Genomic DNA, 24,693 nt, shown 5'->3' on the forward strand with positions numbered 1-24,693 from the left:
ACCATGCTGGAACGGGGGGACCGGGCTGGGCCTGGGGTGGAGTCAGTGGAGTCCGGGCCCGGAGCGCGCCGTCCGGTCAACGGGAAGCCGCCGAACGGGCCCAGGCGAGGGCGTCCTGCACCCCGCGCGGGGTGTGCCCCTGCGCGGCGTAGAGCTTCGCGGCGGCGAGGTACTGCGCGCGGGCGGCCCCGGGGCGGCCCTGCTTGCGGTACACGTGGCCGAGCACGTACGCCGCCAGGGCGTTGTGCGGGTTCTCCCGCAACGCGGCCTGGAGCCACCGCTCGCTGCCTTGCAGCCCCGCCGGGGTGGCCCGCCCGACCCCGGTGCCCAGCAGGCCGCCGGGAGCCCGCTCGCCCCGGTAGTAGTCGAACTGCGAGCGCAGGTAGGCGAGGTCGAGGGCCGACACCCCAGAGAGCGCCACCGGCCCGCCGCCGTCGGCCTGCCGGTAGCCCGTAATGGTCTGCTCCGCCCCGTACCGGGGGACCAGGAAGCGGTACCCCCCGTCCGCCCAGGTCAGCAGCCCCTGGTGCTCCACGAAGGGCGTCGGGTCGCTCGCGTCGATCAGGAGGTCCCCGTGGCCGGACGGCAGGCGCAGCGTGGCCGTGACGTGCCCGAGGTTCGTCTCCTGACCGCTGAGGTTGCGCCAGACCATGACCGCGCCGGCCTGGAGCCCCGCCTCCTGCAACAGCCCGGTGATCAAGACGCTCTGGAGCAGGCACTGCCGCTCGCCGGACCGCGCCGCGCCCGCGAACTCGAAGCCGCGTTCCAGGCTGAAGCGCGGCAGGGCGGCCTTCACGAAGCGGTGCGCCCAGGCGGCGGTGTCCCGGGCCAGCCGGTCGCGCTCCGCACCCGTCGCCAGGAGGAGTTGGGCGCGCCGACGCTTCAGGGCCCGGCCCAGGGAGGGTTCACCCAGAAGCAGCACGCCCTGGCGCCGGTAGGCGTCGGCGAGCCAGGTCGTGAACGAGCCGGAGAGCCCGGCCCGGCGGTAGGACTCCGCGCCGAGCGTCTGGAAGGCCCCGGAGGTCAGCGGGAGGCTGGCAGGGGCGGCCAGCGCGGCGGGGGCCAGGGCGAGCAACAGGGCGAGGGAACGGAGACGGGACATGTCGACCTCCAGGACAGGGGCGGGTGGCTCAGAGTTTCCTGATCAGCCCGCGCCGGGCCAGCCAGGCGAGGCCCAGCCACACGGCGAGGACGTAACCCAGGGTGTAGGTCCAGCCTCCCCAGAATCCGCCGAACTGCCCGCGGGCGAGGGTCAGCAGGGCGCCCTGCATGGGCTGGGGGGTCCCCGCCCAGGGGACCGTGAGGCCCTGCAAGACCCAGACCTTGACGAGGATGGGCAGCACATAGGCCGCGAGGGCATTGCGCCCGGGAACGGTGAGGGGCGCGAGCAGCCGCGCGCCCCCCGGCAGGCGACCGGCGTCGCCGATCAGGAACATCGCCAGCAGCCCGAGGGTCCCGAGCCCCGCGGCGTACAGCAGGTAGGGCGGCGTCCACAGCGCCTTGCTCAGGGGCAACGCACCGCTGGCGGCCCAGGCGTACCCGGCGGCGCTCCAGGCCAGGCCCAGCCCCAGGAGCGTGGCGGGGGCACTCGCCCGCCTCGCTTGCAGGGGCCGCGCGGCGAGGCTGCCCAGCAGCACCAGGGCGGTCGTCGGCACGACGGACGGCAGCCCCCGCAGCCCCAGCGGCGTGAGCCAGGCATTCACGGCCTGCACGGGGTGGGCGGTCTCTCCCAGGACGCCCCGCCCGGCCGCGTGGGGCACCCAGAGCAGGAAGGCGGCGTACGCGCCCAGCAGGACGGCGGCGGCCAGGGCCTGCCAGCGGACCCGCCAGCCCTCCAGCAGCGCCGCCAGGAGGGTGGACAGGGCGATCAGTTGCAACACGCCCAGGCCCAGCATGAAGCGCCCCGTGGTCACGCTGGTCAGGAACGCCCCCACGAGGGAGAGCAGGGCCGCGCGGCCCGCCAGCCGCCGGACGCGCGCGAACCCGGTCAGATTCACCCGGCGCATGGCCGCGCCGGCGAACGGCAGGGCGGCACCGGCGCAGAAGAGGAACCAGGGAAACACCAGGTCGGTGAGGGTCACCCCGCCGAACGGCGCGTGCTGGAGTTGCGCGGGCGTCTGGCCCCCCAGGGCGACGTTGTTGGCGAGCAGCATCAGGAGGACGGTGAGACCTCGCCAGGCGTCGAGGGCCAGCAGCCGGGAGGAGCGCGCCGTGGCCGGGAGGTCCGGGGACGGCGCTGGACAGGCCGTCCGGGTGGCCCAGGACATCGGTCGCATGGGTCCAGTGTTCACCCTGACCGTTACATCGGGGTATAGCCGCGGGGCAAGGGGTGGAACGGACCCTGACCCTCCGGGGACGCAGGAGGGGACGCCCGCCTGGGGAGAGACGACAGGCGGTCTGTGGGACAGGTCCTTCCGGTCGTCCTGCCCCGGTGCCGGGGCGGGGAACGCGTCCCGGCTGACGTCGCCTGCTCCCCCTGGACGGCGGTGTTCCCCGCCCGCGGCGTGCCCGCAACCCACGGACCCTCCGGGCGCCGCCCTCAGGGCCCTCCCTGGTACAGGCGGCTGGGGTAGTAGTACCTCGCCAGCAGCAGCTTCCCGAGGGCGGCCAGGGGGACGGCCACCAGCGCCCCCACCAGGCCCAGCAGATGCAGCCCCACTAGGATGCTCAGGGCGACGGTGACGGGGTGGAGGTTGGTGGACCGGCCGAGGATCAGGGGCGAGAGCAGGTGCCCTTCGAGCTGGTTGCCGAGCAGGAAGAGCCCCACGACCAGCGCGAGCTTGAGCCACCCCAGCGGCGCGGCGAGCAGCAGCGCGGGGACGAGCGCGATCACCACCCCCAGGTACGGCACCAGGTTGAAGACCCCCGCCAGGAAGCCCAGCGCGAGCGCGGACGGCACGCCGATCAACGCGAGGCCCAGGGCGACCAGGGTCCCGATGGCGAGGGCGATCACCACCTGCCCGCGCACGTACCCGCCCACCGATTGCTCCACCCCGCGCGACAGGTCGAGCGCCAGCGGCTGCCACGGGCGCGGCAGCAGGCCCAGCAGGGTGTGGCCGATCTTCTCGTAGTCCTGCATCATGTACACGCTCAGGATCAGGACGGCCACGCTCTGCGCCAGGGTGTTCGCCACCCCGAAGAGCCTTCCCAGCAGCGGGCCGCCCGGGGCGAGCAGGCCTTGCAGGAACGGCAGCGCGTCCCGCGACAGCATGGCCGTGCTGCTGTTGATCAGGGTGGTGAGCTGGGCGCGCAGCCCGGCGGTCCAGGGCAGGTTCGGGCGTGCGGCCAGCCAGCCGTCCACGAAGCGGCTGACATCCTGGGCGACCGCCGGCAGGCGCCCCGCAAGGTCGATGAGCTGCGTCCCGACGGCCACCAGGAGCGAGGAGGCCAGCGCCGCGAGCGCGAGCGCGATCAGGAGCACCACGCCGATGCCCACGCCACGCCGCAGGCGCCGGCGCTCCAGCCAGGTCAGCAGCGGGTGGGAGAGATAGGCGATCAGGTAGGCGGTCAGGCCCACCGTGAGCACGGGCGCCAGGTCGCGGGCCAGCCAGAGCGCCAGGGCGATCAGGCCGAAAAACACGGGCGCGCGCACGTAGGGATTGCGCCACACGAGCGCGAAAGCGTTGCCGGACAAGGGTGAGCCTCCTTCAGGGGCAGTGCGTTGGCCTGGGCCGCCGATCATCGGGTCGAGCCGTGCGGAGGAGCGCAGGAGCCACGAAGACTCAACACCGCGTCGGCGGCCCCCTCCTGCCCTGCCAGCCAGCGGTCCCGCGCCATCCGGCAGACGGCCTGTTCAGCGGGCCGGAGCGCAGGGGAACGGGGATGTCCCCGGATGATCCGGACGCGAGCCGAACCGACCCTGCGGCGGCCATGCCCTGGGGTCAGACGGGTCTTCGGTGTCCCGGGGCCGCTCCCCCGTCACGGAAGACGCGTCCTCTCTACGCCCGGAAGGTAAAGGGAGGGTAGAGCGAGGTCCTGCGCGCCCGCCCCAGGCCCGGGGTTGAAGCCTGTTCGTCGGTGTGAGGCTCCCGGCGGACGTGTGGTGCGCGAGAGCGGGGGAGGCCGGGTCGTCCCTGCCCGGGACGAGGCGCCGGGCCCCGGGAGCTCCCATGCGAGACGTTGCCCGGCCACGCCGTCGTGAGGCGACCGCCTCCTCTTGGGGTCTCGGTTCTCCCCTCAGTGGGGCAGCCTGGTCTGCAGGGCGCCGTACGCCCAGGTGCCCAGCAGGGCGAACAGGAGCACGACCAGCATAGGCCAGACTCCGGCGCCCAGCAGCGTGAAGATCGGACCCGGGCACACGCCCGCCAGTCCCCACCCCACCCCGAAGGTCAGGCCGCCGAACACGTAGCGGCGCCAGCCCTTTTCCTTGTCCGTGACGCGGATGGTCTGCCCGTCCCGGCTTTTCACACCGCTGCGCCGCAGCATGGCGGTCGTCACCAGTCCGGTGAGGACCGCCGAGCCGATCAGGCCGAACATGTGGAACGACTCGAAGCGAAACATCTCCTGGATGCGGTACCAGCTCGCCGCCTCGGACTTGACGAGGACGATGCCGAAGGACAGGCCCACGAGCAGGTAGGCCAGCAGGCCGGTGGCCGTGCGGGCGGAGGAAGAGGGCTCGGCGTGCACGCCGGGAATGTGGGGGCTGGGGTTGCTGGTCACCGGATCACCGTCAGGAAGAGGGGCAGGAGGAGGTTCGCGCTGAGGATGCCGCCCGCGAAGAAGGACACGGTGGCGATGAGCGAGGGGCCTTGCAGGGTGGCGAGACCGGTGATGGCGTGCCCGGAGGTGCAACCGCCCCCGTAGCGGGTGCCGAAGCCCACCAGCAGGCCAGAGACGGCCAGCAGCAGCCACACGCCCGGGTTGCCCGGGTCGGCCAGTTCGGCGGGAACGAGGCCGGGACGGACCTGCACGCCCAGCTCCTGGATGGACCGCACCCCGGCGGCACTCAGCCGGGCAGGCTCAGGATTGGCGAGCAGCACACCGGCCACGAAGCCGCCCAGCACCAGGCCGGCGGCGAACATCAGGTTCCACTTCTCGGCCCGCCAGTTGTATTTGAAGAAGCCGGGTTTGGCGCGGTCAGGCAGCAGGATCGCGCAGGCGTGGCGCAGGTTGGAGGAGATGCCAAAAGGTTTGTTGCCCAGCCACAGCAGCAGCGGCACGGTCAGGCCGATCAGGGGGCCACCCACGTACCAGGGCCAGGGCGAGCGCAGGAAGTCGAGCAGTTCAGTCATGGGAACAAGCACCTCGGGGAGGAATGGAACAGGAGCGGCGGAAGGTCAAGCCGCGAACAGGTGGGGCACGTTCGCGGCCAGGTCAGGGAAAGCTTCAGTGCCGCAGTTGCGCCTCGGCTGTGGGAGACGGATGGAGGACTTTGGGCACGTTGGTGGCGAGGACGTACACGCCCATCACGACCAGGAAGGCGGCGAAACCCCTCCGCAGGCCCTCGTTGGACACCTTCCGACCCACCCGGGCGCCCAGGAAGCTGCCGAGAATGCCGATCACCGCGAAGATCAGGATCAGGGACCAGTTCATGGACAGGTTCTGTTCCCCCAGGACGTGCACGTACTTGTAAAAGCCCACAAAGCTCTTGGCGGCGATGATCAGCAGACTGGTCCCCACGGCGAGGCTCATGGGCAGGCCACCCAGCAGCACCAGGGCGGGAATGATCAGGAATCCGCCCCCCACCCCCACCAGGCCGGTCAGGACACCGACCACCAGGCCTTCCGCGCCGATCTTCAGCGGGGAACGCTTGTGGTTCGTGGCCGCCTCCGGCTGCGCTCCGCCGGGGCGGAACATCATGATCGCCGCGAGCAGCATCACGACGGCGAAGAGCATCAGTTGCGCCACGCCCGAGAGGTAGACGCTCAGGGCCGCGCCCAGGTACGTGCCCGCCACGCCGGGGATCCCGAACCACAGGACCGACCGCCAGTCGATCTGCCGTTTCAGGGCGTAGGGAATCGCGCCGAACAGGCTGATCGCGCCCACGATGGCGAGGCTCTCCGCGATCGCCAGCTTCTCCGGTTCGTTCACCAGGTAGACCAGCACGGGGACCGTGAGGATGGAGCCACCGGAGCCCAGCAGGCCGAGCGAAAGCCCGATCAGCGCGGCGCCGATCCAGGCGAGGATCATGGCTGCTCGCCCCGGTTCAGGTCATGGCCCCCGCGCATCCACGCGGCCGTGCCGCCGGAGAGGTTCATCAGGCCGGTCCTGCCCTGGGAGGCGAGGTGGGCCGCCGCCTGCGAGGAGCGGTTGCCGCTGGCGCAGATCAGGACCGTGTGCGGCCCGATCTCGTCCTCACGGCCGTCGAGTTCGCTGAGGGGCAGGTTCACGGCGCCGGGAATGTGCCCGGCGAGGTACTCCTCGCGTTCCCGCACGTCGATGAGCCGCGCGCCCTCACGCTTCTTGGCTTCCAGCTCGCTGGTGAAGATGTCCTGGTAGGTCATGGGTGGGTCCTTTCAGCAGGAGCGGAGGCGGTGGAATGCCGCCTCCGCTGGGCAGGGGTTACGCGGGTCGGGTTTCCTGCTGCGCCTTTGCCCAGGCGTCGTAGCCCCCGGCAAGCTCGGCCACGTCGAAGCCTTCGGTTCGCAGCAGGCTGGCGGCGGCGGCGCTGCGGGCGCCACCCTGGCAATGCACGACGATCTCGCGGTCATGTGGCAGGTCGTCCAGGCGCCAGGGCAGGCGACCGGCGTGCAGTTGCAGGCTGCCGGGGATGGCTCCTTCCTCGTGCTCGGTCTTCTGCCGCACATCCAGAATCAGCGCGTCTGCGTGCTGCGGCAGTTCCGCAACGGGGATGGGCCGGGCAGGCGCCGTGTCCAGGCCCTCGGCGGCGATGACGTACCCGACCACGTGGTCGATCCCCACCATCCACAGCCTGCGGCGCAGCGTCTCGGCTCGCCCGGCGGGGGCCAGCAGGATGAACTCGCGTTCCGGCCTCAGCAGCCAGCCCGCCCAGGTCTCAAAGGTGTTCCCGTCAGGGAGGTTCACGCTGTGCGCGGGCGCGGCGGCCTGGTGCTCCTCCTTCTTGCGGGTGTCGATCAGGCGGGCACCGGCGGCCAGACGGCGGCGCACCTCGTCCACCTTCAGTTCTGCCAGGGGCTTCACCTCGCCCAGCAGGGCGGGGCCGTCACGGTTCTCGGTCTTCATGCGCCCGTAGTACAGGGGCGCGTCGGGCTGCCCGGAGAGCAGTTCCCGTGTGAAGGCTTCCTCGTCACCCCGTTCGACCAGCTTGCCCCACCAGCTCAGGGCTCGCTCGTAGCCGACGGTGGTGGTGGGCACAGCCCCCAGCGCCTTGCCGCACGCGCTGCCCGAACCGTGACCAGGCCACACCTGCACGAAGTCGGGCAGGGTCAGGAACTTGTCGCGCAGGCTGGCAAACAGTTGCCTCGCGCCGACGAAACGGGTGTCCTGACCGCCCGCCGCCTCGTCCAGCAGGTCGGGGCGGCCCAGGTCCCCGACGAACACGAAGTCACCGGTCAGGATCATGCTGGGGGTATCACCCCGTGGCATGTCGGTCACCAGGAAGCTCAGGTGCTCGGGAGTATGCCCGGGGGTATGCAGGGCCTGGATGCGAATGTTGCCGACCGTGAAGGTGTCGCCGTCACGCAGTTTCGTCTGGTGGCCGTCGTCGTAGGTGTACCGCCAGCCCTCGCCGCCCTCGTCGGAAAGCAGGAGCCGGGCGCCCGTGGCCTTCGCCAGTTCTCGGCTGCCGGAGAGATAGTCGGCGTGGATGTGCGTTTCGGTGACGTGGGTGACCCGCAGTTTCTGGCTCTGCGCCTCTTCCAGGTACGGCGTGATGTCCCGGACGGGGTCGACCACCAGGCATTCGCCGGTCTGCTGGCAGCCGATCAGGTAGGAGGCCTGGGCGAGATCCGTGTCGTAGAAGCGTTGGAGGTACATGCCCGGAGCGTATACCCCCTCCCCCTATTCTGTCAAATACCCCCGGGGGTATAATGGGGCCATGACCGCACCCGTGCCCGTCAGCGACCGTGAAGCCGAGAAGACGAAGATCCTCAACCGCCTGCGCCGCCTGGAGGGCCAGATCCGGGGCCTTCAGCGGATGGTCGAGGAGGAGAAGAACTGCGTGGAGGTCATGACCCTCTATGCCAGCGCCAAGAGCGCGTTCGAGTCCACCGGGGACGTGATTCTGGAAACCTACGTCGAGGTGTGCCGCGCGCGCGGGGTCGAGCCCGCCGAACTGGTGAGGCTCCTCCGGCTGGCCCGCTGAAGATCGCGGCCACGGGAACCCTGGGGACCGGGCTCGACCGCGTGGTCGCCCTCCGGCGTTCCCCCAACGGCGAGGTTGGGGGGCTCAGGCCGGTCGCCGTGTTGGACAGGCGCCGCCGTCATGTCCGGGTGCTATACGGCGCCTTTACCATCGGGACTCATGCTCGGTTCATGGCCGTCCCGCTCCCCCCGCGTTCTTCGACCTGCTCCGCTCACCCTCCTGGGCCCCTCGCCGCCGGGGGGCCCGGGCCCCGGCCCGGCTCACAGGTGCGGCGCAGGGCCGGGGCCTGGCTGGCCGCGAGGCGGCGCCGCCTCCCGAACCTCCTGCTTGAACCCGCCGATCTGCACGGCGCGCTGGCCGTGTCCGGGGTGCTGAGCGTCCTGGGCCTGCTCGCCACCGCCGCCGCGTTCGTGCTGACGGCCCGCGTGATCGCCGCCGGGCTGTTGCAGGGGCACTCGCCCGGGGTGGGCACCCTCCTGACCGTCGCGGCGCTGCTGCTGGCGCGCGCCGGGGCAGGCGCGGTCCGAGAACACCTGGGGACCCGGCTCGCGGCCCGCCTGGTCGGGACCTGGCGCACGCGGCTGAGCGAGGCCGCCCTGAGGCTCGGCCCGGTCGCGCTCGCGGACACGCGGGGCGCGGACCTCGCCACGCTCGACCTGGACCTCGTCGCGCGGTTGACGCCCTACTACGCGCGGTACCTGCCGGGCGCCGTGCACGCGGCCCTCGCCTTCGCGGTGGTCCTGGGCGTCACCGTGTGGCTCGATCCCGCCACGGCGGGCGTGCTGCTCGTCACCGGGCCGCTTACGGTGGTGTTCCTGGCGCTGGTGGGGCTCGCCACGGGCGCTGCCACCGAGCGGCAGTGGCTCGCTCACACCCGCCTCTCCGCGCGGCTGCTGACCCTGGTCCGTCACCTGCCCCCCCTGCACGCCTTCGGCGCGGTCGCGCCCTACCGCGACGTCCTGGCCCGCTCGGCCCGCCAGCACCGTGAGGCCACCCTGGGCGTGCTGCGAGTCGCGTTCCTGAGCGGTTTCGTGATGGACTTCGCCGCGACCCTCGCCACCGCCCTGGTGGCCGTGTGGATCGGCGTGCGGCTGTTCGGCGGAAGTGCCGAGCTCGCCCCCACCCTCACGGCCCTGATGCTCGTCCCGGAGTTCTTCGGCCCGCTGCGGCAACTCGGCACGGACCGGCACGCGGCGCTGGATGCCGAGCCCGTCGCCGCCCGGTTGCAGGACCTGCTCACCCGGCCGGTGGCGCCCTCCGGGGAAGGGACGGTCCCGGCTGGCGTCCCCCACCTGAGCCTGAGCCTCGCGCGGGCGGACCTGCCCACGCCGACCGCGCCGGTGAGCGTGGAACTCCCGCCGGGCACCCTCGCCGCGCTGCGCGGTCCCAGCGGCAGCGGCAAGACCACGCTGCTGCACGCCCTGCGCAAGCACGTCCCGCACCTGGGGAGCATCCGGGTGGACGGCACGCCGCTCGACGACCTCGGCGCCACCTGGCAGGCCCGGGTGGCGTTCGTTCCCCAGCACCCGCGCCTGATCGCGGGCAGCGCGCGGGACAACCTGCGCCTCGCCGCCCCCGACGCCGGTGACGCCGACCTGGAGCGCGCCTGCGAGGCGGTGGGCCTGGGCGACGTGCTGCGCGCGCTGCCCTCCGGGTTCGACACGCCGCTCGGCGAGGGCGGCGCGCTGCTCTCGGGCGGCGAGACCGCGCGCCTCGCCCTGGCCCGCGCCCTGCTCTCCGGCGCCGACGTGATCCTGCTCGACGAGGTGAGCGCGCACCTCGATCCGGAGAGCGAGGCGGAACTGCACGCGGTGATCGAACGCGCCTTTGCCGGGCGGACGGTGCTGCTCGCCACCCACCGCGCAGTCCCGCCCGGCTGGCGGGAGATTTCCCTGGGCGCGCCCGCGTCCCCGGCGGTGGCCGCGTGAGGGGCGCGCTGGCGCTCGGGGTCCTGACCGCCCTGGCCGGGGTCGGGCTGGCGGCCAGTTCGGGCCTGCTGATCTCCCGGGCCGCCCTGCGCCCCGAGGTGTTCCTGAGCCTGCTCCTGCTCGTGACCACCGTGCGCGCCCTGGGGCTGGGCCGCGCCGCCCTGCGCTACGCCGAGCGCCTCGCCGGGCACGCGGCGGCCCTGGCGGGCGGGGAGCGGGTGCGGCTGCGGCTGTTCGACACGCTGGCCCGCTTCGGGCGTGATCTGCTGGCCTACGAGCGCGGCGGCGACCTGCTCGCCCGCTCGGGTGCCGATGTCGACGCCCGGCAGTTCTTCACCCTGCGGGTCAGCCTGCCGCTGGGGGCCTTTCTGGGCGTGCTGGTCGCCCTGGGCGGCTGGCTTGCGTGGCTGGACCTGGGTCTGGCGCTGCTCGCGCTGCTCCCCCTGCTGGGGGCGGCCCTGGTGGTGCTGCATGGGCGGGACCGCGCCGCGCTGCTTACCCGGGAGGACGCCTGCCTGACGCGCGAGCACGCGGCCCGGCTGCTCGACGCCCTCTCGGCCAGCGGGGATGGCGGCGGGAGCCACCACGGCCCCGAACTCGCGCGCCTCACGGCCCGGCTCGAACGCGTCGCGCTGGACGCCGGGCGCCTGGCGTGGCGGGTCACCCTGGCCCGCGAGATGGGCTTCGCGGTCGCGGTGAGCGGCGTCCTGTGGCGGGGCGCGGCGCTCGTGCAGGCGGGCTACCTGAACGGCGCGCTGCTGGCGGCGGTGGTGCTGGGGGTCGCCGCCGCCTTCGACGCCGCGGGCCCCCTGGCCGCCGTGCCGCTGGCCCACGCCGCCGACGTGGCCGCCAGGGAGCGCACGGCCGCGCTGGAGGCGCTCACGCCGGGCGTAGTCGGTCCGCCCATGCCGAGGGCCGTCCCGCCCGGACCGCTCTCGTTCGAGGTCCGGGGCGTCACCGTCCGGCGCCACGGGCGGACCGTGCTGGATGACGTGTTGCTGCGCCTGCGTGCCGGGGAAAGCCTGGGCGTCTCGGGGCCCAGCGGCGGCGGCAAGACCACCCTGATCCGGCTCCTGACCCGGGACCTCGACCCGGACGCGGGGCGGGTCACCCTGAACGGGGCGGACCTGCGCGACCTCGACCTCGCCGCGTTGCGCGCCCGGATCAGCCTGCACGAGCAGGACGCGCCGCTGCTCGACGGCACCCTGCGCGAGAACCTGCGGCTGGGCGACCACCACGCCACGGACCACCGGCTGCGCGGCCTGCTGGACGACCTCGGGCTCACTCACCTGGATTTGGACACCTGGGTGGGCGAGGGGGGCACCCGGCTCTCGGGCGGCGAGCGGGCCCGGGTGAGCCTCGCCCGCGCGCTGCTGGGGCCGGGCGACCTGCTGCTGCTCGATGAGCCCACCGCCCACCTCGACGCCGCCACCGAGGCGCGCGTGCTGCGGGTCATCGGGCGCGAGCGCGCCGGACGGGCCCTGTTGATCGTCACCCACCGGGCCGCGCCCCTCGCCCTGACCGGGCGTCACCTCACGCTACGCGGCGGACACCTGCACGGCGCGGCGTCCGTTCCCGAAAGGACCGCCGTATGAACGAGCTTTTCGGCTTTTCCACGCTGGACCTCTCGCGCTTTCAGTTCGCGACGACCAGCATCTTCCACTACTTCTTCGTGCCCTTCACGGTGGGCTTCGCGCTAATCATCGCCGTCCTCCAGACGCTGGCCTACCGCAGCCACGACCCCAAACTGGAAAACCTCACCCGCTTTTTCGGACACCTGTTCTTCATCAACTTCGCGGTGGGCGTGGTGACGGGCATCGTGCAGGAGTTCCAGTTCGGAATGAACTGGCAGGGCTTTTCCAACTTCGTGGGCAACATCTTCGGCGTGCCGCTCGCGCTGGAGGTGCTGATGGCCTTTTTCCTGGAGAGCACCTTCCTGGGCCTGTGGTGGTTCGGCAAGGACCGGCTGCCCGCCTGGGCGTCCCTCGCCAGCATCTGGATCGTCGCGCTGGGCACCACCGTCAGCGCCTTCTGGATCATCCTCGCCAACGCCTGGATGCAGCACCCGGTCGGGTACGCCCTGAGGAACGGCCGGGCGGTCATGACCGACGCCTGGGCCATCGTGACCAACCCCAAGGCGCTGGAGTGGTTCGCCCACCTCTGGTCGGGCGGCCTCACCGTCGCCGCGTTCTTCGTGCTGGCCGTCAGCGCCTACCACCTGCGCCGGAAGCACAACGTGCCCGCCTTCCGGGTGAGTTTCAAAGTCGCGCTGCTCACGGCGCTGATCGGCTCGCTGGGCGTGGTCGCCGCCGGGCACGTCCAGGGCCAGAGCGCGGTGCGCGACCAGCCCATGAAGTACGCGGCCTTCAGCGCCCTGTGGGACACGCCGACCGGCTCCCAGATGCCCGAGAGCCTCGTGGCGCTCCCCAGCAACGGCGCGCGCGCCAACCGCTTCGAGGTCACGGTCCCGTACGTGGGCTCGTTCCTGGCCTTCAACAATTTCTCCGGCAAGGCGAAGGGGCTCAACGACCTGCAACGGGAGTACGCGGCGAGGTACGGTCCGGGCAACTACCTCCCCTGGGTGTGGCCGGTGTACTGGGCCTTCCGCGTGATGGTGGGGCTGGGCGGCCTGATGCTGCTCGTCAGCGCCTACTACACCTGGCGCTGGCGGCGGGGTAGGCTCGACGACCCGGGCCGACTCTACCCGCTGCTGCTGGTGATGCCGCTCGCGCCGCACCTGGCGAACTTCAGCGGCTGGGTCGCCACCGAGATGGGCCGCCAGCCCTGGATCGTGCAGGGCCTGCTGCGGACGGCGGACGCGGTGAGCGGGCTCACCCCGCAGACGGTGCTCGTCTCGCTCGCGGCCTTCTGGGTCGTGTACCTGACCCTGATCGGCCTGGACGTCTTCCTGCTCACCCGGACGGCCCGCGCCGGCATGCACGGGCCCGAGGTGGAGACGCCCTCGGTGCCCGCCCCGCACTACCTGCCCGAAGGAGCCGCGCCGTGACCGTCGACCTGCCCACCGTCTGGTTCGGGCTGACCGCCCTGACCTTCACGATCTATTTCTTCCTGGACGGCTTCGACTTCGGGGTCGGCATCCTGCAACCCTTCCTCGCGCGCAGCGAGGCGCAGCGCCGCGCATTGATCGGCACGGTCGGTCCCTTCTGGGCGGCGAACGAGGTGTGGGTGATCCTGGCCGCCAGCGTGATCTTCGCGGCGTTCCCGCTGTGGTACGGGGCGCTGCTGACGGCCCTGTACCCGCTGTTCGCCCTGATCCTGCTGGCCCTGATCGGGCGGGGCGTGGCCTTCGAGTACCGCTCGGAGGTCGATCACGTCCGCTGGCGGCTCTTCTGGGACGCCACGTCCTTTGTCACCAACCTGCTGCCCGCCTTCTTATGGGGCGTGATCATGTCCAACATGGTGCGCGGGCTGCCGCTGGGGGTCGGCGGCCGCTTCGAGGGCCACGTGCTGGGCGCGTTCGACCTCTTCACGGTTCTGGGCGGCCTGGCCACCCTGAGCCTGTTCGTGCTGCACGGCGCGACGTACCTGCTGCTGCGGCTGCACCGGGACGGCACGCTGTACCTGCGGGCCCGGCGCGCGGCCCTGCTGTGGGGGGCGGCCGCGACCGTGCTGGTCCTCGCTTTCGTGTACGTGGGCTTCGTGCGCTCCGGGGTGTTCAATTCGCTGGGGTTGTCCCAGTGGCTCTTCCCGGCGGCGGCCGCCCTCAACCTCGGCCTGGTGTGGCTGGCCCTGACCCTCAGGCGCGACGGGCTCGCCTTCGCGTCCACCGGGCTGACGGTCGTGTTCTCGACGGCGACCATCTTCCTGAGCCTGTACCCGAACGTGCTGCCGAGCACCCTGGGCGAGACGTACACCCTGACCGTGCGGAACAGCGCGAGTGAGCCCACCACGCTGCGCCTGCTCTCCTGGGTGAGCCTGATCTTTCTCCCCCTGATCATCGGCTACCAGGCCTGGAACTACTACGTGTTCCGGCAGCGCGTGCAGGAGCGCGATCAGGCCATTCCCGGCGGCGGTTCGGGGGACTGACTCGGAGGAGCCCGCGGCCATCAAGGAGTCGGGGCGCGAACCCGGGGGTCCCATCCACTCACAAGGGTGGAGGCGAGTCCGTCCTGGGCACGGCGGCCGAGCGCTCGAAGAGGCCGCACACCCCGCTGCGGTCCCCCTCGTGGTATTCCAGGAGGGCGACGGGGGCGGTGGTGCCGGGCCTGAGGCCCTCCGCCTGAAGCTGGGCGGCGGTCGCCAGGCCTGCGGGGAACGTGTTGACGTACCGGGGAATGCGGGGCGAGGGCTTGGCCATGAGGTTCCGGCCCCCATCCTGGCAGAGGTCGAGGTGAGCTGCGGGAGAGTGGAGGCATACCGACGTGAAGGTGAACCGAGCCCGGGGCGGGGTGCGGCGGTTGACCATCGCGGCTGGCCTGTGACTGGAGGCGTCCCGGGCTGTCCCCGGGCCGGTCGCTCCCCCGGCCCGGCGTTCCGGTCGGCGTGGGGCGGCTGATGGCCCTGCTGTCGGCGTCGGGCCTGCGGCGCAGCGTGGATGGCCGCGCGCTCTGGCAGGACCTGAGCCTGGACGTGGACGCCGGGGAGAGCGTGGCCGTCGTCGGACCGTCGGGCTCGGGAAAGAGCCTGCTGCTGCGCGCCCTCGCCGGGCTGGACGCGCTGGAGGGCGGCGAGATCACGCTGGAGGGCCGGGCGCAGGCCGGGTGGCCGATGCCCCGGTACCGCTCACACGTCACCTACCTGCCCCAGCGGCCCGCCCTGGACGGCGGCACCGTCCTCGATCACCTGCGGCGGCCCTTCACCCTGGCGGCACACCGCCACCGCACGTTCCATCCCGGTGAGGCGGAGGCGCTGCTCGGGGCCTTCGGGCGAGACGGGGCCTTCCTGCGGCTGGACGCGGCCACCCTCTCGGGGGGCGAGGGGCAGCTCGTGGCCCTCACGCGCGCGCTGCTGCTCGGTCCCACCGTGCTGCTGCTCGACGAGGCGACCGCGTCCCTCGACCCGGACACCACGCGCCGCGCGGAGGGCGTGCTGCTGGGCTGGCTGCGCGGGGCCGCGCGGCGCGCGCTGGTGTGGGTCAGCCACGACCCCGCGCAACGGGCCCGAGTCGCGTCGCGCGAAGTTCCCCTCCAGCCCCAGCCGGTGACGGCATGAGCGTGCCGATCAGCGCCGGGCAACTCGCCCTGGCGGCCGCGCTGCTGCTGGTGAACGTCGTGCTGTCGGTGCGGCTGCGCCTGGGGCTGGAGCGGGACGTCCTGGTGGCGGGCGCGCGGATGGTCGCGCAGCTCCTCGCGGTGGGGCTGATCCTGGGGTGGGTCTTCGCCCTGCGCTCCCCGCTGCCCGTCGTGGGGATCGGGCTGGTGATGACCGTCCTGGCCGGGCAGGCGGCGGTGGGCCGCAGCCGCGAGCGGTACGCCCGGGTGTACCTGGACGCCTTCCTCGCGGTGTTCGGCAGCTCGTTCCTGCTGACGGGGCTGGCCCTTTCCGGCGTCCTGCGGGTCCACCCCTGGTTCGAGCCGCAGTACGCGATCCCCATCCTGGGGATGGTCCTGGGCAACACCCTGACCGGGGTGGCCCTGTCGCTGGACCGCTTCACCGGGGACCTGCGCGCCCGCCGCCCGCAGATCGAGGGGCTGCTGGCGCTGGGCGCGACCCGCTGGAAGGCCGCCCACGCGGAGGTCGCCGCCGCTGTGCGGACCGGCATGATCCCGGTGCTCAGCAGCATGGCCGTCATGGGCATCGTGAGCCTGCCCGGCATGATGACCGGGCAGATCCTGGCGGGCGCCCCGCCGGGCACGGCCGTGCGCTACCAGATCGTGATCATGTTCATCCTCGCGGCGAGTTCGGCGCTGGGGAGCCTGGCCGTGGTGCTGCTCGCGTACCGCTCGCTCTTCGACGCGCGGGACCGGTTGAGGGTCGAGCGGCTGCACGCCCGGGGGCGGCGGTGAGCGCCCTGCTGGTGTTCCTCGTGACGGTCGCCCTGGTGGTGTGGCAACCCCGCGGCCTGAAACCCGCCTGGGCGGCGCTGGGGGGTGCCGCCGCCGCGCTGCTGCTGGGGGTGGTCCGCCCCGCGGACGTGGGGGTGGTGTGGCACGCCACCTGGAACGCCACGCTCACCCTGGTCGGCCTGATCGTGATGAGCCTGCTGCTCGACGGGGCGGGCTTCTTCCGCTGGGCGGCGCTGCACCTCGCCCGCTGGGGACGCGGGCGCGGCCTGGCCCTCTTCGTGCTGCTGATCGTGTTCACTGCGCTGGTGTCGGCCCTGTTCGCCAACGACGGCGCCGTGCTGATCCTCACGCCGGTCGCGCTGGAACTCGCCGAGGTGCTCACCCTGGACCGGGCGGCCACCCTCGCCTTTGCGCTCGCGGTGGGCTTCGTGGTGGACGCCACCAGCCTGCCCCTGCCGGTCTCTAACCTCGTGAACATCGTCGTGGCCGACGCCTTCCACCAGGACTTCGCGCGGTACGCGCGGGTGATGGTCCCGGTGGACGCGGCGGCGCTGCTCGCGTGCCTCGCCGTCCTGATCGCCGTGTACCGCCGCGCCCTGCCCACGGGCTACGACCCGGCGGCCCTGCCCCCGCCAGGAAGCGCGGTGCGGTCGCGCGGTCTGTTCCTCGCCGGGTGGACTGTGCTGCCCCTCCTGCTCGCCGGGTACTTCCTGGCGGACCCGCTGGGGGTGCCGCTCGGCGTGGTGACCACCCTGGGGGCCACCGCACTGTGGCTCGTCGCGGCACGCTCGCGCCAGGTGTCGAGCCGCGCGGTGCTGGGGCACGCTCCCTGGGACGTGGTGGCGTTCGCGCTGGGGATGTACCTCGTGGTGTACGGGCAGCGCAGCGCCGGGTTCACGGCCGGGTACGGGGAACTGGTGGCGGGCGCGGCGGGGCATGGGACCTTGCCGGGTGTGCTGATGGCCGGGGGCAGCGTGGCGGCGCTGAGCGCGGTCATGAACAACCTCCCGGCGGTGCTGTTCGCGCTGCTCGGGGTGCAGGGGGCCGCCCTGACGCCGCAGGTGCGGGAGGGCCTCGCCTACGCGCTGATCGTGGGCGCGGACATCGGGCCCAAGCTCACGCCCATCGGGAGCCTTGCCACGCTGCTGTGGCTGTACCTGCTGGGACGGCGCGGGGTGAGGGTGAGTTGGGGGGACTATTTCAGGGCGGGGATCGTCCTGACTCCACCCGTCCTGCTCGCGGCGCTGCTGGCACTCGCAATCCTGGTGCGGTGAACGGGAGGGCGGGGCCGCGCACCCATAATCGGCTGCTTCTCGGTTGGACGGTGATGATGGGCCTCCGCCTGAACACGCGGAGGTGTTCCGGACAGCCTCTTCGTGTCCTGGCTCGGCTGGCAGAGGGTGGCGGCCATGGGTCTCCAAGGCGCCGCGTCAGACACCTCCCGTGGCTTCAGCGGGTGACATTGCGGGCGCTGCGGCTGGCCGTCGCGGCCAGCTCGACGTGGGGTGGGCCTTGGTGCCGGCCCCCGCCAGTTCGGGCATCCCTCCCGGGACCGGAGCCCCCTCAACCCGTCCCCTCGCTCAGCAACCACGTCGGGCCGCCTGAATCCGACACTCTGTACCCTTCCGGAAGGTGTTCGTCGTGCGAACCAGGGGAGCGGTGAGGGCCGCTGCTCGAGGTCCCTTCATCCCCGCTGGCGTGGGGCGGAAGTATGTGTCTGCACGAACGGCCGCCCGGGTGTGGCGGCGCGCTGCCCCAAGACCAGGCGCAGTTGCTCGGCCCGGGGTAGCGTGACCGGCCCAAGGGACCCCGGCCCATTCCGCAGGAAGGGGGCCAGGGTGGGGCCCGCGTCCGCGACCCGGCGAAAGCTCGCGGCGGGCAGGGTGAGGTCACCCGGGCCCAGGCCCGCGAGCTGCGACAGCAGCGTGAGGTGCTGGGCCTCGCTCGCCCCGAGCTGCGCGGCCGTCGCCGCCAGTCCGGGCTGGCCCCGCTCCGCGAACTGGTGGGTCGCCGCCAGGTACGCCCCTGTGAAGGCGGTCTCCAGGTGAAGGGCCGTGTCCACGAACACGCCCGCGTCCGTCAGCAGCCCCCGGGGCAGGTGGAAGCGGGACGCGAGCGGCGTGGCCCCCAGGTTCTTCAGGAGCTGCAGGTGGTGCGTCTCGGCGCCCAGCACGGCCCGCAGGTGTTCGGCGGTGTCCTCGTCCACCCGGAAGGTGGCCGTGGTCAGGACCTGGTGGTAGAGGGTGACGGCCAGCGCCTCGGCGGTCGCCGCGAGGTCGAGGACGGCGGCGTGGTCCAGGGCCGCGGTGCTGGCCAGGTCCTGGCCGAACGCCTGACCGAAACCGGCGAGGGCGAGGGTGCCAGCCAGGCCGCTCAGAAAGCCGCGCCTGGTGCGCTCATTGCTGGTGGTGCCGGTCTGCTCGTTCATGGGGGGAACTCCGGGGAGGGCGCAGGGGGAGGAAAGACGCGGGCCGCGCGCAGGAAAGCTTTCCCCGCGCGGCCCCCGGACTTACGCCGGAACCTGCCCGACGTTCGGGCGGCCCCAGTAGCGGTGGTGCCCCAGCGCGCTGACGAAGGCCGCCGGGGTGCCGCCGTTCTGGCCGACGACGATGCCGTATTCGGCGAGCTGCTGCGCGCCCGCCCCGCTGGCGAGGCGCATCCCGCCCACCTCGGACAGGTTCTGCACGGCGTCCGGTCGGCCCGCTGGCGCCTGGGCCGCCCCCGCGATGGCCCGCAGCAGCCGCCCGATCTCGGACGCGGTCAGCAGCTCGGTGCCCTCGCCCAGCGCCCCGATGGGTTTGGCGTGCTTGTACGCCTGCGCCACGAAGTTGTGGGCGTCTCCCAGGCCGATCAAGGTTTGGATGCTGGCCGCTCCGCCCGGCACCAGCACGGCGTCGTACAGCACCGGGTCGGTGTTGGCGAGGGTCTTGTTCGCCACCACGCCCTCCGCGAGCGCCCCCAGGTGCGGCCCGACGATGTCGGCCATCGCGCCCGCGTCCGTCAGGGCCTTGCTCACCGCCGCCACCTGCGCGGCGTTCACGCCCTCGGCGGCCAGGATCGCCACCTTGCGTCCCCTGGCCAGGCGGGGCTGGCCCTCCTCCTGGCTCAACCCCTTCGCGCGGTGAAGGCGGCCGGAGGCGCTCGTCGGCGTGGTCGCCGCCGCCAGGACCGCCATCTCGGCGGCGGAGTCGGCGGTGCCCCCGGGCTTGGCCGTGCCGCCCATGCGGGGCCTCTCGCCCAGCGCGCGGGCCACCTGCGCGGCGAGCACCTCGTTGATCTGCTCCAGGTGGCCGAGCATCCGCAGGCGGATGTCGCGCGTCTCGACCTTGCTCAGCTCGAACTGGAGCGACCGGGTGATGTGCTCCTTTTCCACCGGCGTCATCGAGTTCCAGAACAGCCGCGCCTGCCCGTAGTGGTCGGCAAAGCTCTAGGCGCGGGCGCGCACCTTGGTGCCCGAGAGCCGTTCGGGGTAACTCACGTACCCGCCGCGCGCCTGCGGAACCTCGGCGGGCTGGTTGCCCCCCAGGGTATTGGGCTCGTACGACACCCTCCCCCGGTTGACGGTCTGGCGCATGTGGCCGTCGCGCTGGTTGTTCGCCACCCGCGCGATGGGCCGGTTGGTGGGAAGCTCGGGCCAGTTGGGCGAACCCAGGCGGGAGAGCTGGGTGTCGAGGTAACTGAAGTTGCGGCCCTGGAGCAGCGGATCGTCGCTGAATTCGACGCCCGGCACGATGTTGGTCGTCATGAAGGCGACCTGCTCGGTCTCCGCGAAGTAGTTGTCGGGGTTGCGGTTCAACACCATCCGCCCCACCCGCTGCACCGGCACGAGGTCCTCGGGCACGATCTTGGTGGCGTCGAGCACGTCGAAGTCCCACCCCTCGGCCTGCGCCTCGGTGAAGACCTGGACGCCCAGCTCCCACTCGAAGGGCTGCCCGGCCTCGATGGACTCCCACATCGTGCGGCGGTGGAAGTCGGGGTCCTTGCCCGCGATCTTCTGCGCCTCGTCCCACACCAGCGAATGCACGCCGAGAAGGGGCTTCCAGTGGAACTTGACGAGGTGCGCGTGCCCCTGCGCGTTCACCAGGCGGAAGGTGTGGACGCCGAAGCCCTCCATCATGGCGAAGGAACGGGGGATGGCGCGGTCGCTGTGGACCCACATCAGCATGTGCATGGATTCCGGGGTCAGCGAGATGAAGTCGTAAAAGGTGTCGTGCGCGCTGGCCGCCTGCGGAATCTCGTTGTGCGGCTCGGGCTTGACCGAGTGGATCAGGTCGGGGAACTTGATGGCGTCCTGGATGAAGAACACCGGGATGTTGTTGCCCACGATGTCCCAGTTGCCCTCCTGCGTGTAGAAGCGCACCGCGAAGCCGCGCACGTCGCGCGCCGTGTCCGCCGAGCCGCGCGAACCCGCCACCGTCGAGAAGCGCGCGAACACCGGGGTCTGCACCCCGACCTCGGTGAGGACTTTCGCGGTGGTGTAGGCCGAGAGGGACTTGTCGAGCTGGAAGTAGCCGTGGGCCCCGGCGCCGCGCGCGTGGACCACCCGCTCGGGGATGCGCTCGTGGTCGAAGTGGTGGAGCTTCTCGCGGAAGAGGAAGTCCTCCATCAGGGTGGGACCGCGCACCCCAGCCCGTAGCGAGTTCTGGTCGTCGCTGACGGCGTGCCCCATGTTGTCGGTGAGGCGGGCACCGGGGCCGGCCGTGTTCGCGCTGAGGTCCTGGGCCTTGGTCTGCTCACCGAGCTTGCTGGCGGTGTCGTCGAGGGAGAGCGGGGTGGAGAGCTTGCGGTTCTGGGCCATGAGCGGACCTGCCTTTCCTGGAGGACGGCGAAAGGGCGAAGGAACGGGGCCTGATCGTGTGTTCCCGCGCCGGGCTTTTCCGGGGAGGTGCGCCGGCGTCAGGGGCGGGGGTCGACACCGCGCGCACGGCCCGCGGCGGTGACGGCGGCCAGGGGGGCCGGTCGGCGCAGCCGGGAGAGGGCGAGCCCCACGAACGCGGCCTCCACGATCAGCGCGAAGACGCCGCTGGGCTCGGCCCAGTTGCCGATGTCGCCGGTGGCCCCGGGCAGGCCGGTGCTGCGCGTGAGGACGTACCCCACGATGGCGCCCAGCGAGATCAGCGCGCCCAGGGCGTACCCGGCCCGGGCCCGCTCGGTGAACAGCCACGCCCCCGCCGCCGCGCACCCGGCGACGAGCAGGATGTACAGCCAGCCCAGGTACGGCGTCTCGCCGAGCTTGCCGGGGATGTCCCGGTAATGAATCCAGGCGACGGCGGCGAGCAGCATCAGACCGAGCCAGTGGCGGGCGGCGTGCGACATGGTGTTCCTCCTGGGGGGTCAGCCGGGTCAGCGGGCCTGCGGCTGGGAGAGGGCGGGGGCGGGGGCGGACGGGTCGGCCTCGCGGCGGTACAGCGCGAGCCCCAGCAACAGGCCGAGCCCACTCATCGCCAGGGGCGCGCTCACGGGGGCCGGGCCGTTGAGCCAGTTGGCGCGCGGGGCGGGCAGCCCCAGCACCCCGGGTTCGCCCGGGCGCGCCTCGGGGGAGGTCCCGAGCGCCCCGGCGCGTCCCTCGCGCAGCAGCTCGGGGTTCTTGCCGGTGTGCTCGACTGCGCCGTAGACCCCGGTGACGACGAGCAGCGCGGCAGCGGCGCGCAGCAGCAGGCGCGACCAGGCCCGGTCGGTCCCCAGGAAGAGCGCCGCCGCTCCCACCCCGGCAGCGATGGCCGCGAACGGGATGAGCTGCGAGGGGCCGTACCAGTGGCCGACGGCCGCGAGTTCCGCCGCGAGACCGAGCAGCCCGAGGAGGCCGAGGACGACGAGGGCTTTGCGCAGGGTGAGCACGTGGGTCATGGGAGGTCTCCTGCCGAGACGGTGAGGCGCGTTCGGCCCCGGTCCAGTGGGCGCCGGGAATGTTGGGCGGGGGTAAGGACGCGGGCTTCATGAAACCGGGACCAAGGCCAGCCTGGGGGGAGCGGCACGGCACGCCTGTCCCTCAGGGGCGGGCGCCGAGGGTCCCCAGCCACACCCCGACGCCGAACACGACCCCGCCGCCCACGATCACCTGCACGACGGTCTGGGCGAGCGGCGAGCGCATGTAGTGCCAGCGGATATAGGCGATGACCAGCAGTTCGACCAGCACGACGGCGTAGGCGAGGCTGAGGGCGACGCGCAGGTCGGGCAGCAGGAAGGGCAGGGTGTGCAGCATCCCGCCGAGGATGGTGGCGACCCCGGTGATCGCGCCGCGCGCGAGGGGGGTGCCGCGCCCCGAGACGACGCCGTCGTCGCTGAGCGCCTCGGCCAGCCCCATGCTGATGCCCGCCCCCACCGAGGCGGCCAGGCCCACGAAGAAGGCGTCGATGGGTCGCCCCGTCAGGCCAGCGGCGGCGAAGATCGGAGCCAGGGTGCTGACCGAACCGTCCATCAGACCGAGCAGGGCAGGTTGAATTTTTTGGAGAACGAACGTCTGGTCGTGGGGAGAAGCCTGTGACATGCTCCTTATTGAGAATGATTCCTGTTATGCGGAGGTAAGAAATCCCGAGCAGGCCACTCCGGTTGGTCGGTCCCGGTCCGGGGAAAGTCCACCGCGACGCGCAGGCCCCCGGGCTCGCCGTTCTCGAAGCGCAGGGTGGCCCCGTGCGTCTGCGCCACGCGCTGCACGATGGCGAGCCCGAGCCCGTTGCCCTCCCCACCGCGGGCCGTGTTCACCTGATAGAAGGGCTCGGCCAGGTGCGGGAGGGCCGTCTCGGGCACGCCCGGGCCCGCGTCCTGCACGGTCAGGCGCACGTGGTCGGCCTCACCGCCCACGCCCACCCGCATGTCGGCGCCCTGCCCGTACCGCAGGGCGTTCCCGATCAGGTTCTCGACGAGGTGGGTGAGCAGCGCCTCGTCGCCGATCACCATGGCGTCGCCCCGGGTCTCGAAGTCCAGCCGCACGTCGGGTGCCGCCTCGCGCGCCCGGTCCACCGCCTCGCCGGCCACCCGGGCGAGGTCCACCGGCAGGAGTTGCACCGCCCGCACGCCCCGGGCGAGCAGCAACAGGTGTTCGGTGAGCCGGCGCATCCGCTCCACGTCGGCGAGCGCCTCGGCCATGTCCTCGCGCAGTTCCGCCTCGCTGCGCGGCCCGGCGAGCGAGCCTTGCAGCCGCATCTTGAGCGCCGCGAGCGGGGAGCGCAGGTCGTGGGCGGCGGCCCGGGTGAACTCCTCCTCCCGCTCGCGTACGTCCGCGAGTTGCGCGAAGGACGTCTGCAGGGTCCCGGCCAGCCGCCCGAGTTCGTCGTTGCGCCCCGCCCCGGGCAGGGGAGAGCGCAGGTCCCCCCGCTGCCCCAGCCGCGCGGCCGCCTCCTGCAAGCGGGCCACCGGGCGCAGCAGCCGTCCCGCCAGGAGGAAGCTCAGCAGGGCCACCAGCGCCGCCGCGGTCGGCACGGTGACTGCCAGCGCCCGCAGGTAGGCGCGCAGCGGGTTGACGACCCCCAGCACGTCGCTGGCCAGTTGGGCCGTGGCCGCCCCTCCGCGCAGGGTCACCGTGGCGATGAGCACGTCGTGCCCCGCGCGCGGCGCGTAGCCGGGCGGCAGGTCGGCCGGGATGGGCGGGAAGTTTTCCGTGACCGCCACCACCTGCCCGCCCTGCAGGACCCGCACGTCCACGTTGCGCGGGAGCGTCGTGATCTCGAGCGGCGGGGCCGTCTCGGACCGGGGCCGCGCCGCCAGCTCCTGCTCCAGGCGCGGGATCAGCATTTCCAGGCGCTCGTACTCCGCCACGGCGAGAAAGGAGCGCAGGGCGAGGAACTGCACCGCCGCGACCACCAGGACCACCACGGCGGTCTGGAGGGCGACGCCCAGGGCGATCCGGATGCGGATGCTCATGGCACCCGGTACCCCAGCCCGCGCGAACTCTCCAGCACGCCGGGGGTCAGCTTGCGCCGCAGGTAACTCACGTACACGTCCACCACCCGCGCCTCGCCCCCGAAGTCGGGGCCCCAGACCCGGGTGACCAGCTCCTCGCGGGTAAACCAGCGTCCCTGCGAGAGCACCAGCGTCTCCAGCAGGGCGTACTCGCGCGCCGTGAAGCCCACCACCTGTCCCTGCCACCACACCTGGCGGTGTCGGGCGTCCAGGAGACCCGCCCCACCGCCGAACTCGACCCGCGCGCTGCGCACCCCCTCGCCGCGCCGCACAATCGCCCGCAGGGTGGCGAGCAGTTCGGGCAGCTCGAAGGGCTTGACGAGGTAGGCGTCGCCGCCCAGGTCCAGGCCGTCCACCCGGTCGTGCAGGGCGCCCCGGGCGGTGAGGAACACGATGGGCACCTCGGCACCCTCCGCCCGCAGGGTGCGGGCCAGCTCGAACCCGTCGAGGCCCGGGAGCATCACGTCGAGCAGCAGGGCGTCGTAGCTCCCCGAGCGCGCCTGGGTCAGCCCGCGCACGCCGTCCGGCTCCACCTTGACCTCGTGGCCCGCGTCGGAGAGCGCCCGCGCGGTCGGGAGCGCGATGCGCGGGTCGTCCTCCACCAGCAGCAGCCGCACGCTCAGCGCCACCGGGGGGGAGCACAGGACATCCAGGGGCCGCCGGGCAGGGTCATGCC

At 72.6% G+C, this 24,693-nt stretch carries 25 protein-coding genes and 1 pseudogene; 8 read left to right on the forward strand and 18 right to left on the reverse strand.

Going from position 1 to position 24,693, the window contains the following annotated elements:
• Positions 1 to 76: 76 nt before the first annotated feature.
• From A7B18_RS06975 to A7B18_RS07010, 8 genes are all read right to left on the reverse strand, one after another.
• Positions 77 to 1,102: a hypothetical protein gene (locus A7B18_RS06975; protein WP_102125965.1), complete on the reverse strand. Its 1,026-nt coding sequence runs from the start codon at positions 1,100 to 1,102 to the stop codon at positions 77 to 79.
• A gap of 28 nt (positions 1,103 to 1,130) precedes the next feature.
• Positions 1,131 to 2,276, reverse strand: a complete 1,146-nt coding sequence (locus tag A7B18_RS06980) for a heparan-alpha-glucosaminide N-acetyltransferase domain-containing protein (protein WP_102125966.1) — start codon at positions 2,274 to 2,276, stop codon at positions 1,131 to 1,133.
• 263 nt (positions 2,277 to 2,539) lie between these two features.
• Positions 2,540 to 3,634: an AI-2E family transporter gene (locus A7B18_RS06985; protein ID WP_235610232.1), complete on the reverse strand. Its 1,095-nt coding sequence runs from the start codon at positions 3,632 to 3,634 to the stop codon at positions 2,540 to 2,542.
• 542 nt (positions 3,635 to 4,176) lie between these two features.
• Entirely contained in the window at positions 4,177 to 4,659 is a 483-nt protein-coding gene (locus tag A7B18_RS06990) for a DUF6691 family protein (RefSeq protein WP_164973356.1), read from the reverse strand.
• A complete protein-coding gene (locus tag A7B18_RS06995) occupies positions 4,656 to 5,231 on the reverse strand; it encodes a YeeE/YedE family protein (RefSeq protein WP_102125968.1) in 576 nt (191 codons plus the stop codon). Before A7B18_RS06995 ends, A7B18_RS06990 begins: the two co-directional genes overlap by 4 nt.
• A gap of 94 nt (positions 5,232 to 5,325) precedes the next feature.
• Positions 5,326 to 6,129 (reverse strand): sulfite exporter TauE/SafE family protein, encoded by an 804-nt coding sequence (locus A7B18_RS07000; RefSeq protein ID WP_102125969.1) that lies wholly within the window; start codon positions 6,127 to 6,129, stop codon positions 5,326 to 5,328.
• Positions 6,126 to 6,443, reverse strand: coding sequence for a rhodanese-like domain-containing protein (locus A7B18_RS07005; RefSeq protein WP_102125970.1), 318 nt, complete (start codon positions 6,441 to 6,443; stop codon positions 6,126 to 6,128). Before A7B18_RS07005 ends, A7B18_RS07000 begins: the two co-directional genes overlap by 4 nt.
• Before the next feature lie 58 nt (positions 6,444 to 6,501).
• Positions 6,502 to 7,896, reverse strand: a complete 1,395-nt coding sequence (locus A7B18_RS07010; RefSeq protein WP_102125971.1) for an MBL fold metallo-hydrolase — start codon at positions 7,894 to 7,896, stop codon at positions 6,502 to 6,504.
• Positions 7,897 to 7,957: 61 nt separating this feature from the next.
• On the opposite strand from A7B18_RS07010, the gene A7B18_RS07015 reads away from it, so the two are divergent.
• From A7B18_RS07015 to cydB, 5 genes are all read left to right on the forward strand, one after another.
• The gene (locus tag A7B18_RS07015; RefSeq protein WP_102125972.1) at positions 7,958 to 8,224 is read left to right on the forward strand and encodes a metal-sensitive transcriptional regulator; all 267 of its coding nucleotides are present in this window, start codon (positions 7,958 to 7,960) and stop codon (positions 8,222 to 8,224) included.
• A gap of 266 nt (positions 8,225 to 8,490) precedes the next feature.
• Positions 8,491 to 10,152 carry an ABC transporter ATP-binding protein/permease gene (locus A7B18_RS07020; RefSeq protein WP_245872776.1) on the forward strand — a complete coding sequence of 554 codons (1,662 nt, stop codon included), beginning with the start codon at positions 8,491 to 8,493 and terminating at the stop codon, positions 10,150 to 10,152.
• Complete coding sequence (locus A7B18_RS07025; RefSeq protein WP_102125974.1) at positions 10,149 to 11,747, forward strand: amino acid ABC transporter ATP-binding/permease protein; 1,599 nt, start codon at positions 10,149 to 10,151, stop codon at positions 11,745 to 11,747. The genes A7B18_RS07020 and A7B18_RS07025 overlap by 4 nt, the downstream gene beginning before the upstream one ends.
• Positions 11,744 to 13,159 carry a cytochrome ubiquinol oxidase subunit I gene (locus tag A7B18_RS07030; protein WP_102125975.1) on the forward strand — a complete coding sequence of 472 codons (1,416 nt, stop codon included), beginning with the start codon at positions 11,744 to 11,746 and terminating at the stop codon, positions 13,157 to 13,159. The genes A7B18_RS07025 and A7B18_RS07030 overlap by 4 nt, the downstream gene beginning before the upstream one ends.
• Entirely contained in the window at positions 13,156 to 14,199 is a 1,044-nt protein-coding gene (cydB, locus tag A7B18_RS07035) for a cytochrome d ubiquinol oxidase subunit II (protein WP_102125976.1), read from the forward strand. Before A7B18_RS07030 ends, cydB begins: the two co-directional genes overlap by 4 nt.
• A 58-nt stretch (positions 14,200 to 14,257) precedes the next feature.
• Here the strand turns inward: cydB and A7B18_RS07040 are convergent, their stop codons facing one another.
• Positions 14,258 to 14,470, reverse strand: coding sequence for a hypothetical protein (locus A7B18_RS07040; RefSeq protein ID WP_102125977.1), 213 nt, complete (start codon positions 14,468 to 14,470; stop codon positions 14,258 to 14,260).
• A gap of 197 nt (positions 14,471 to 14,667) precedes the next feature.
• Here A7B18_RS07040 and A7B18_RS07045 point away from each other — a divergent pair, with 197 nt between their 5' ends.
• Genes A7B18_RS07045 through arsB form a run of 3 tightly spaced genes read left to right on the forward strand, consistent with a single transcriptional unit; the run spans position 14,668 to position 17,392 of the window.
• Positions 14,668 to 15,324 (forward strand): ABC transporter ATP-binding protein, encoded by a 657-nt coding sequence (locus tag A7B18_RS07045; RefSeq protein ID WP_102125978.1) that lies wholly within the window; start codon positions 14,668 to 14,670, stop codon positions 15,322 to 15,324.
• Positions 15,321 to 16,118: an ABC transporter permease gene (locus A7B18_RS07050; protein WP_102125979.1), complete on the forward strand. Its 798-nt coding sequence runs from the start codon at positions 15,321 to 15,323 to the stop codon at positions 16,116 to 16,118. Before A7B18_RS07045 ends, A7B18_RS07050 begins: the two co-directional genes overlap by 4 nt.
• Positions 16,115 to 17,392, forward strand: a complete 1,278-nt coding sequence (arsB, locus tag A7B18_RS07055) for an arsenical efflux pump membrane protein ArsB (RefSeq protein ID WP_102125980.1) — start codon at positions 16,115 to 16,117, stop codon at positions 17,390 to 17,392. Before A7B18_RS07050 ends, arsB begins: the two co-directional genes overlap by 4 nt.
• Before the next feature lie 410 nt (positions 17,393 to 17,802).
• Here the strand turns inward: arsB and A7B18_RS07060 are convergent, their stop codons facing one another.
• From A7B18_RS07060 to A7B18_RS07090, 9 genes and pseudogenes are all read right to left on the reverse strand, one after another.
• Positions 17,803 to 18,546 (reverse strand): ferritin-like domain-containing protein, encoded by a 744-nt coding sequence (locus A7B18_RS07060; RefSeq protein WP_102125981.1) that lies wholly within the window; start codon positions 18,544 to 18,546, stop codon positions 17,803 to 17,805.
• A gap of 81 nt (positions 18,547 to 18,627) precedes the next feature.
• Complete coding sequence (locus A7B18_RS22485) at positions 18,628 to 19,341, reverse strand: DJ-1/PfpI family protein (RefSeq protein WP_342747153.1); 714 nt, start codon at positions 19,339 to 19,341, stop codon at positions 18,628 to 18,630.
• 27 nt (positions 19,342 to 19,368) lie between these two features.
• Positions 19,369 to 19,533: pseudogene (locus A7B18_RS22845) on the reverse strand (catalase-related domain-containing protein); the annotation flags it as partial.
• A gap of 12 nt (positions 19,534 to 19,545) precedes the next feature.
• Positions 19,546 to 20,916, reverse strand: a complete 1,371-nt coding sequence (locus tag A7B18_RS22500) for a catalase (protein WP_245872777.1) — start codon at positions 20,914 to 20,916, stop codon at positions 19,546 to 19,548.
• Positions 20,917 to 21,014: 98 nt separating this feature from the next.
• Positions 21,015 to 21,434 (reverse strand): hypothetical protein, encoded by a 420-nt coding sequence (locus tag A7B18_RS07070; protein WP_102125982.1) that lies wholly within the window; start codon positions 21,432 to 21,434, stop codon positions 21,015 to 21,017.
• 27 nt (positions 21,435 to 21,461) lie between these two features.
• Positions 21,462 to 21,965: a hypothetical protein gene (locus tag A7B18_RS07075; RefSeq protein ID WP_102125983.1), complete on the reverse strand. Its 504-nt coding sequence runs from the start codon at positions 21,963 to 21,965 to the stop codon at positions 21,462 to 21,464.
• A 142-nt stretch (positions 21,966 to 22,107) separates the two neighbouring features.
• Positions 22,108 to 22,605: a VIT1/CCC1 transporter family protein gene (locus tag A7B18_RS07080; RefSeq protein ID WP_102125984.1), complete on the reverse strand. Its 498-nt coding sequence runs from the start codon at positions 22,603 to 22,605 to the stop codon at positions 22,108 to 22,110.
• Between the two features lie 5 nt (positions 22,606 to 22,610).
• Positions 22,611 to 23,978, reverse strand: coding sequence for a sensor histidine kinase (locus A7B18_RS07085; protein ID WP_102125985.1), 1,368 nt, complete (start codon positions 23,976 to 23,978; stop codon positions 22,611 to 22,613).
• Positions 23,975 to 24,634 carry a response regulator transcription factor gene (locus A7B18_RS07090; RefSeq protein WP_102126023.1) on the reverse strand — a complete coding sequence of 220 codons (660 nt, stop codon included), beginning with the start codon at positions 24,632 to 24,634 and terminating at the stop codon, positions 23,975 to 23,977. The genes A7B18_RS07085 and A7B18_RS07090 overlap by 4 nt, the downstream gene beginning before the upstream one ends.
• Between the last annotated feature and the right edge of the window lie 59 nt (positions 24,635 to 24,693).

It is taken from the genome of Deinococcus planocerae, from assembly GCF_002869765.1.
Taxonomy (GTDB): Bacteria; Deinococcota; Deinococci; order Deinococcales; family Deinococcaceae; genus Deinococcus; species Deinococcus planocerae.

What these genes read in the sequence shown, in the direction of transcription:
- A7B18_RS07045 (WP_102125978.1), top strand. Translation starts at nt 14,668, where the DNA reads ATGGCCCTGCTGTCGGCGTCGGGCCTGCGGCGCAGCGTGGATGGCCGC.
- A7B18_RS07080 (WP_102125984.1), bottom strand. Translation starts at nt 22,605, where the DNA reads ATGTCACAGGCTTCTCCCCACGACCAGACGTTCGTTCTCCAAAAAATT.
- A7B18_RS07060 (WP_102125981.1), bottom strand. Translation starts at nt 18,546, where the DNA reads ATGAACGAGCAGACCGGCACCACCAGCAATGAGCGCACCAGGCGCGGC.
- A7B18_RS07030 (WP_102125975.1), top strand. Translation starts at nt 11,744, where the DNA reads ATGAACGAGCTTTTCGGCTTTTCCACGCTGGACCTCTCGCGCTTTCAG.
- A7B18_RS07050 (WP_102125979.1), top strand. Translation starts at nt 15,321, where the DNA reads ATGAGCGTGCCGATCAGCGCCGGGCAACTCGCCCTGGCGGCCGCGCTG.
- A7B18_RS06980 (WP_102125966.1), bottom strand. Translation starts at nt 2,276, where the DNA reads ATGCGACCGATGTCCTGGGCCACCCGGACGGCCTGTCCAGCGCCGTCC.
- A7B18_RS07070 (WP_102125982.1), bottom strand. Translation starts at nt 21,434, where the DNA reads ATGTCGCACGCCGCCCGCCACTGGCTCGGTCTGATGCTGCTCGCCGCC.
- A7B18_RS07040 (WP_102125977.1), bottom strand. Translation starts at nt 14,470, where the DNA reads ATGGCCAAGCCCTCGCCCCGCATTCCCCGGTACGTCAACACGTTCCCC.
- A7B18_RS22485 (WP_342747153.1), bottom strand. Translation starts at nt 19,341, where the DNA reads ATGGGCGGCACGGCCAAGCCCGGGGGCACCGCCGACTCCGCCGCCGAG.
- A7B18_RS07015 (WP_102125972.1), top strand. Translation starts at nt 7,958, where the DNA reads ATGACCGCACCCGTGCCCGTCAGCGACCGTGAAGCCGAGAAGACGAAG.
- A7B18_RS07005 (WP_102125970.1), bottom strand. Translation starts at nt 6,443, where the DNA reads ATGACCTACCAGGACATCTTCACCAGCGAGCTGGAAGCCAAGAAGCGT.
- A7B18_RS07075 (WP_102125983.1), bottom strand. Translation starts at nt 21,965, where the DNA reads ATGACCCACGTGCTCACCCTGCGCAAAGCCCTCGTCGTCCTCGGCCTC.
- A7B18_RS07010 (WP_102125971.1), bottom strand. Translation starts at nt 7,896, where the DNA reads ATGTACCTCCAACGCTTCTACGACACGGATCTCGCCCAGGCCTCCTAC.
- A7B18_RS06975 (WP_102125965.1), bottom strand. Translation starts at nt 1,102, where the DNA reads ATGTCCCGTCTCCGTTCCCTCGCCCTGTTGCTCGCCCTGGCCCCCGCC.
- A7B18_RS07085 (WP_102125985.1), bottom strand. Translation starts at nt 23,978, where the DNA reads ATGAGCATCCGCATCCGGATCGCCCTGGGCGTCGCCCTCCAGACCGCC.
- A7B18_RS07000 (WP_102125969.1), bottom strand. Translation starts at nt 6,129, where the DNA reads ATGATCCTCGCCTGGATCGGCGCCGCGCTGATCGGGCTTTCGCTCGGC.
- A7B18_RS06995 (WP_102125968.1), bottom strand. Translation starts at nt 5,231, where the DNA reads ATGACTGAACTGCTCGACTTCCTGCGCTCGCCCTGGCCCTGGTACGTG.
- A7B18_RS22500 (WP_245872777.1), bottom strand. Translation starts at nt 20,916, where the DNA reads ATGGCCCAGAACCGCAAGCTCTCCACCCCGCTCTCCCTCGACGACACC.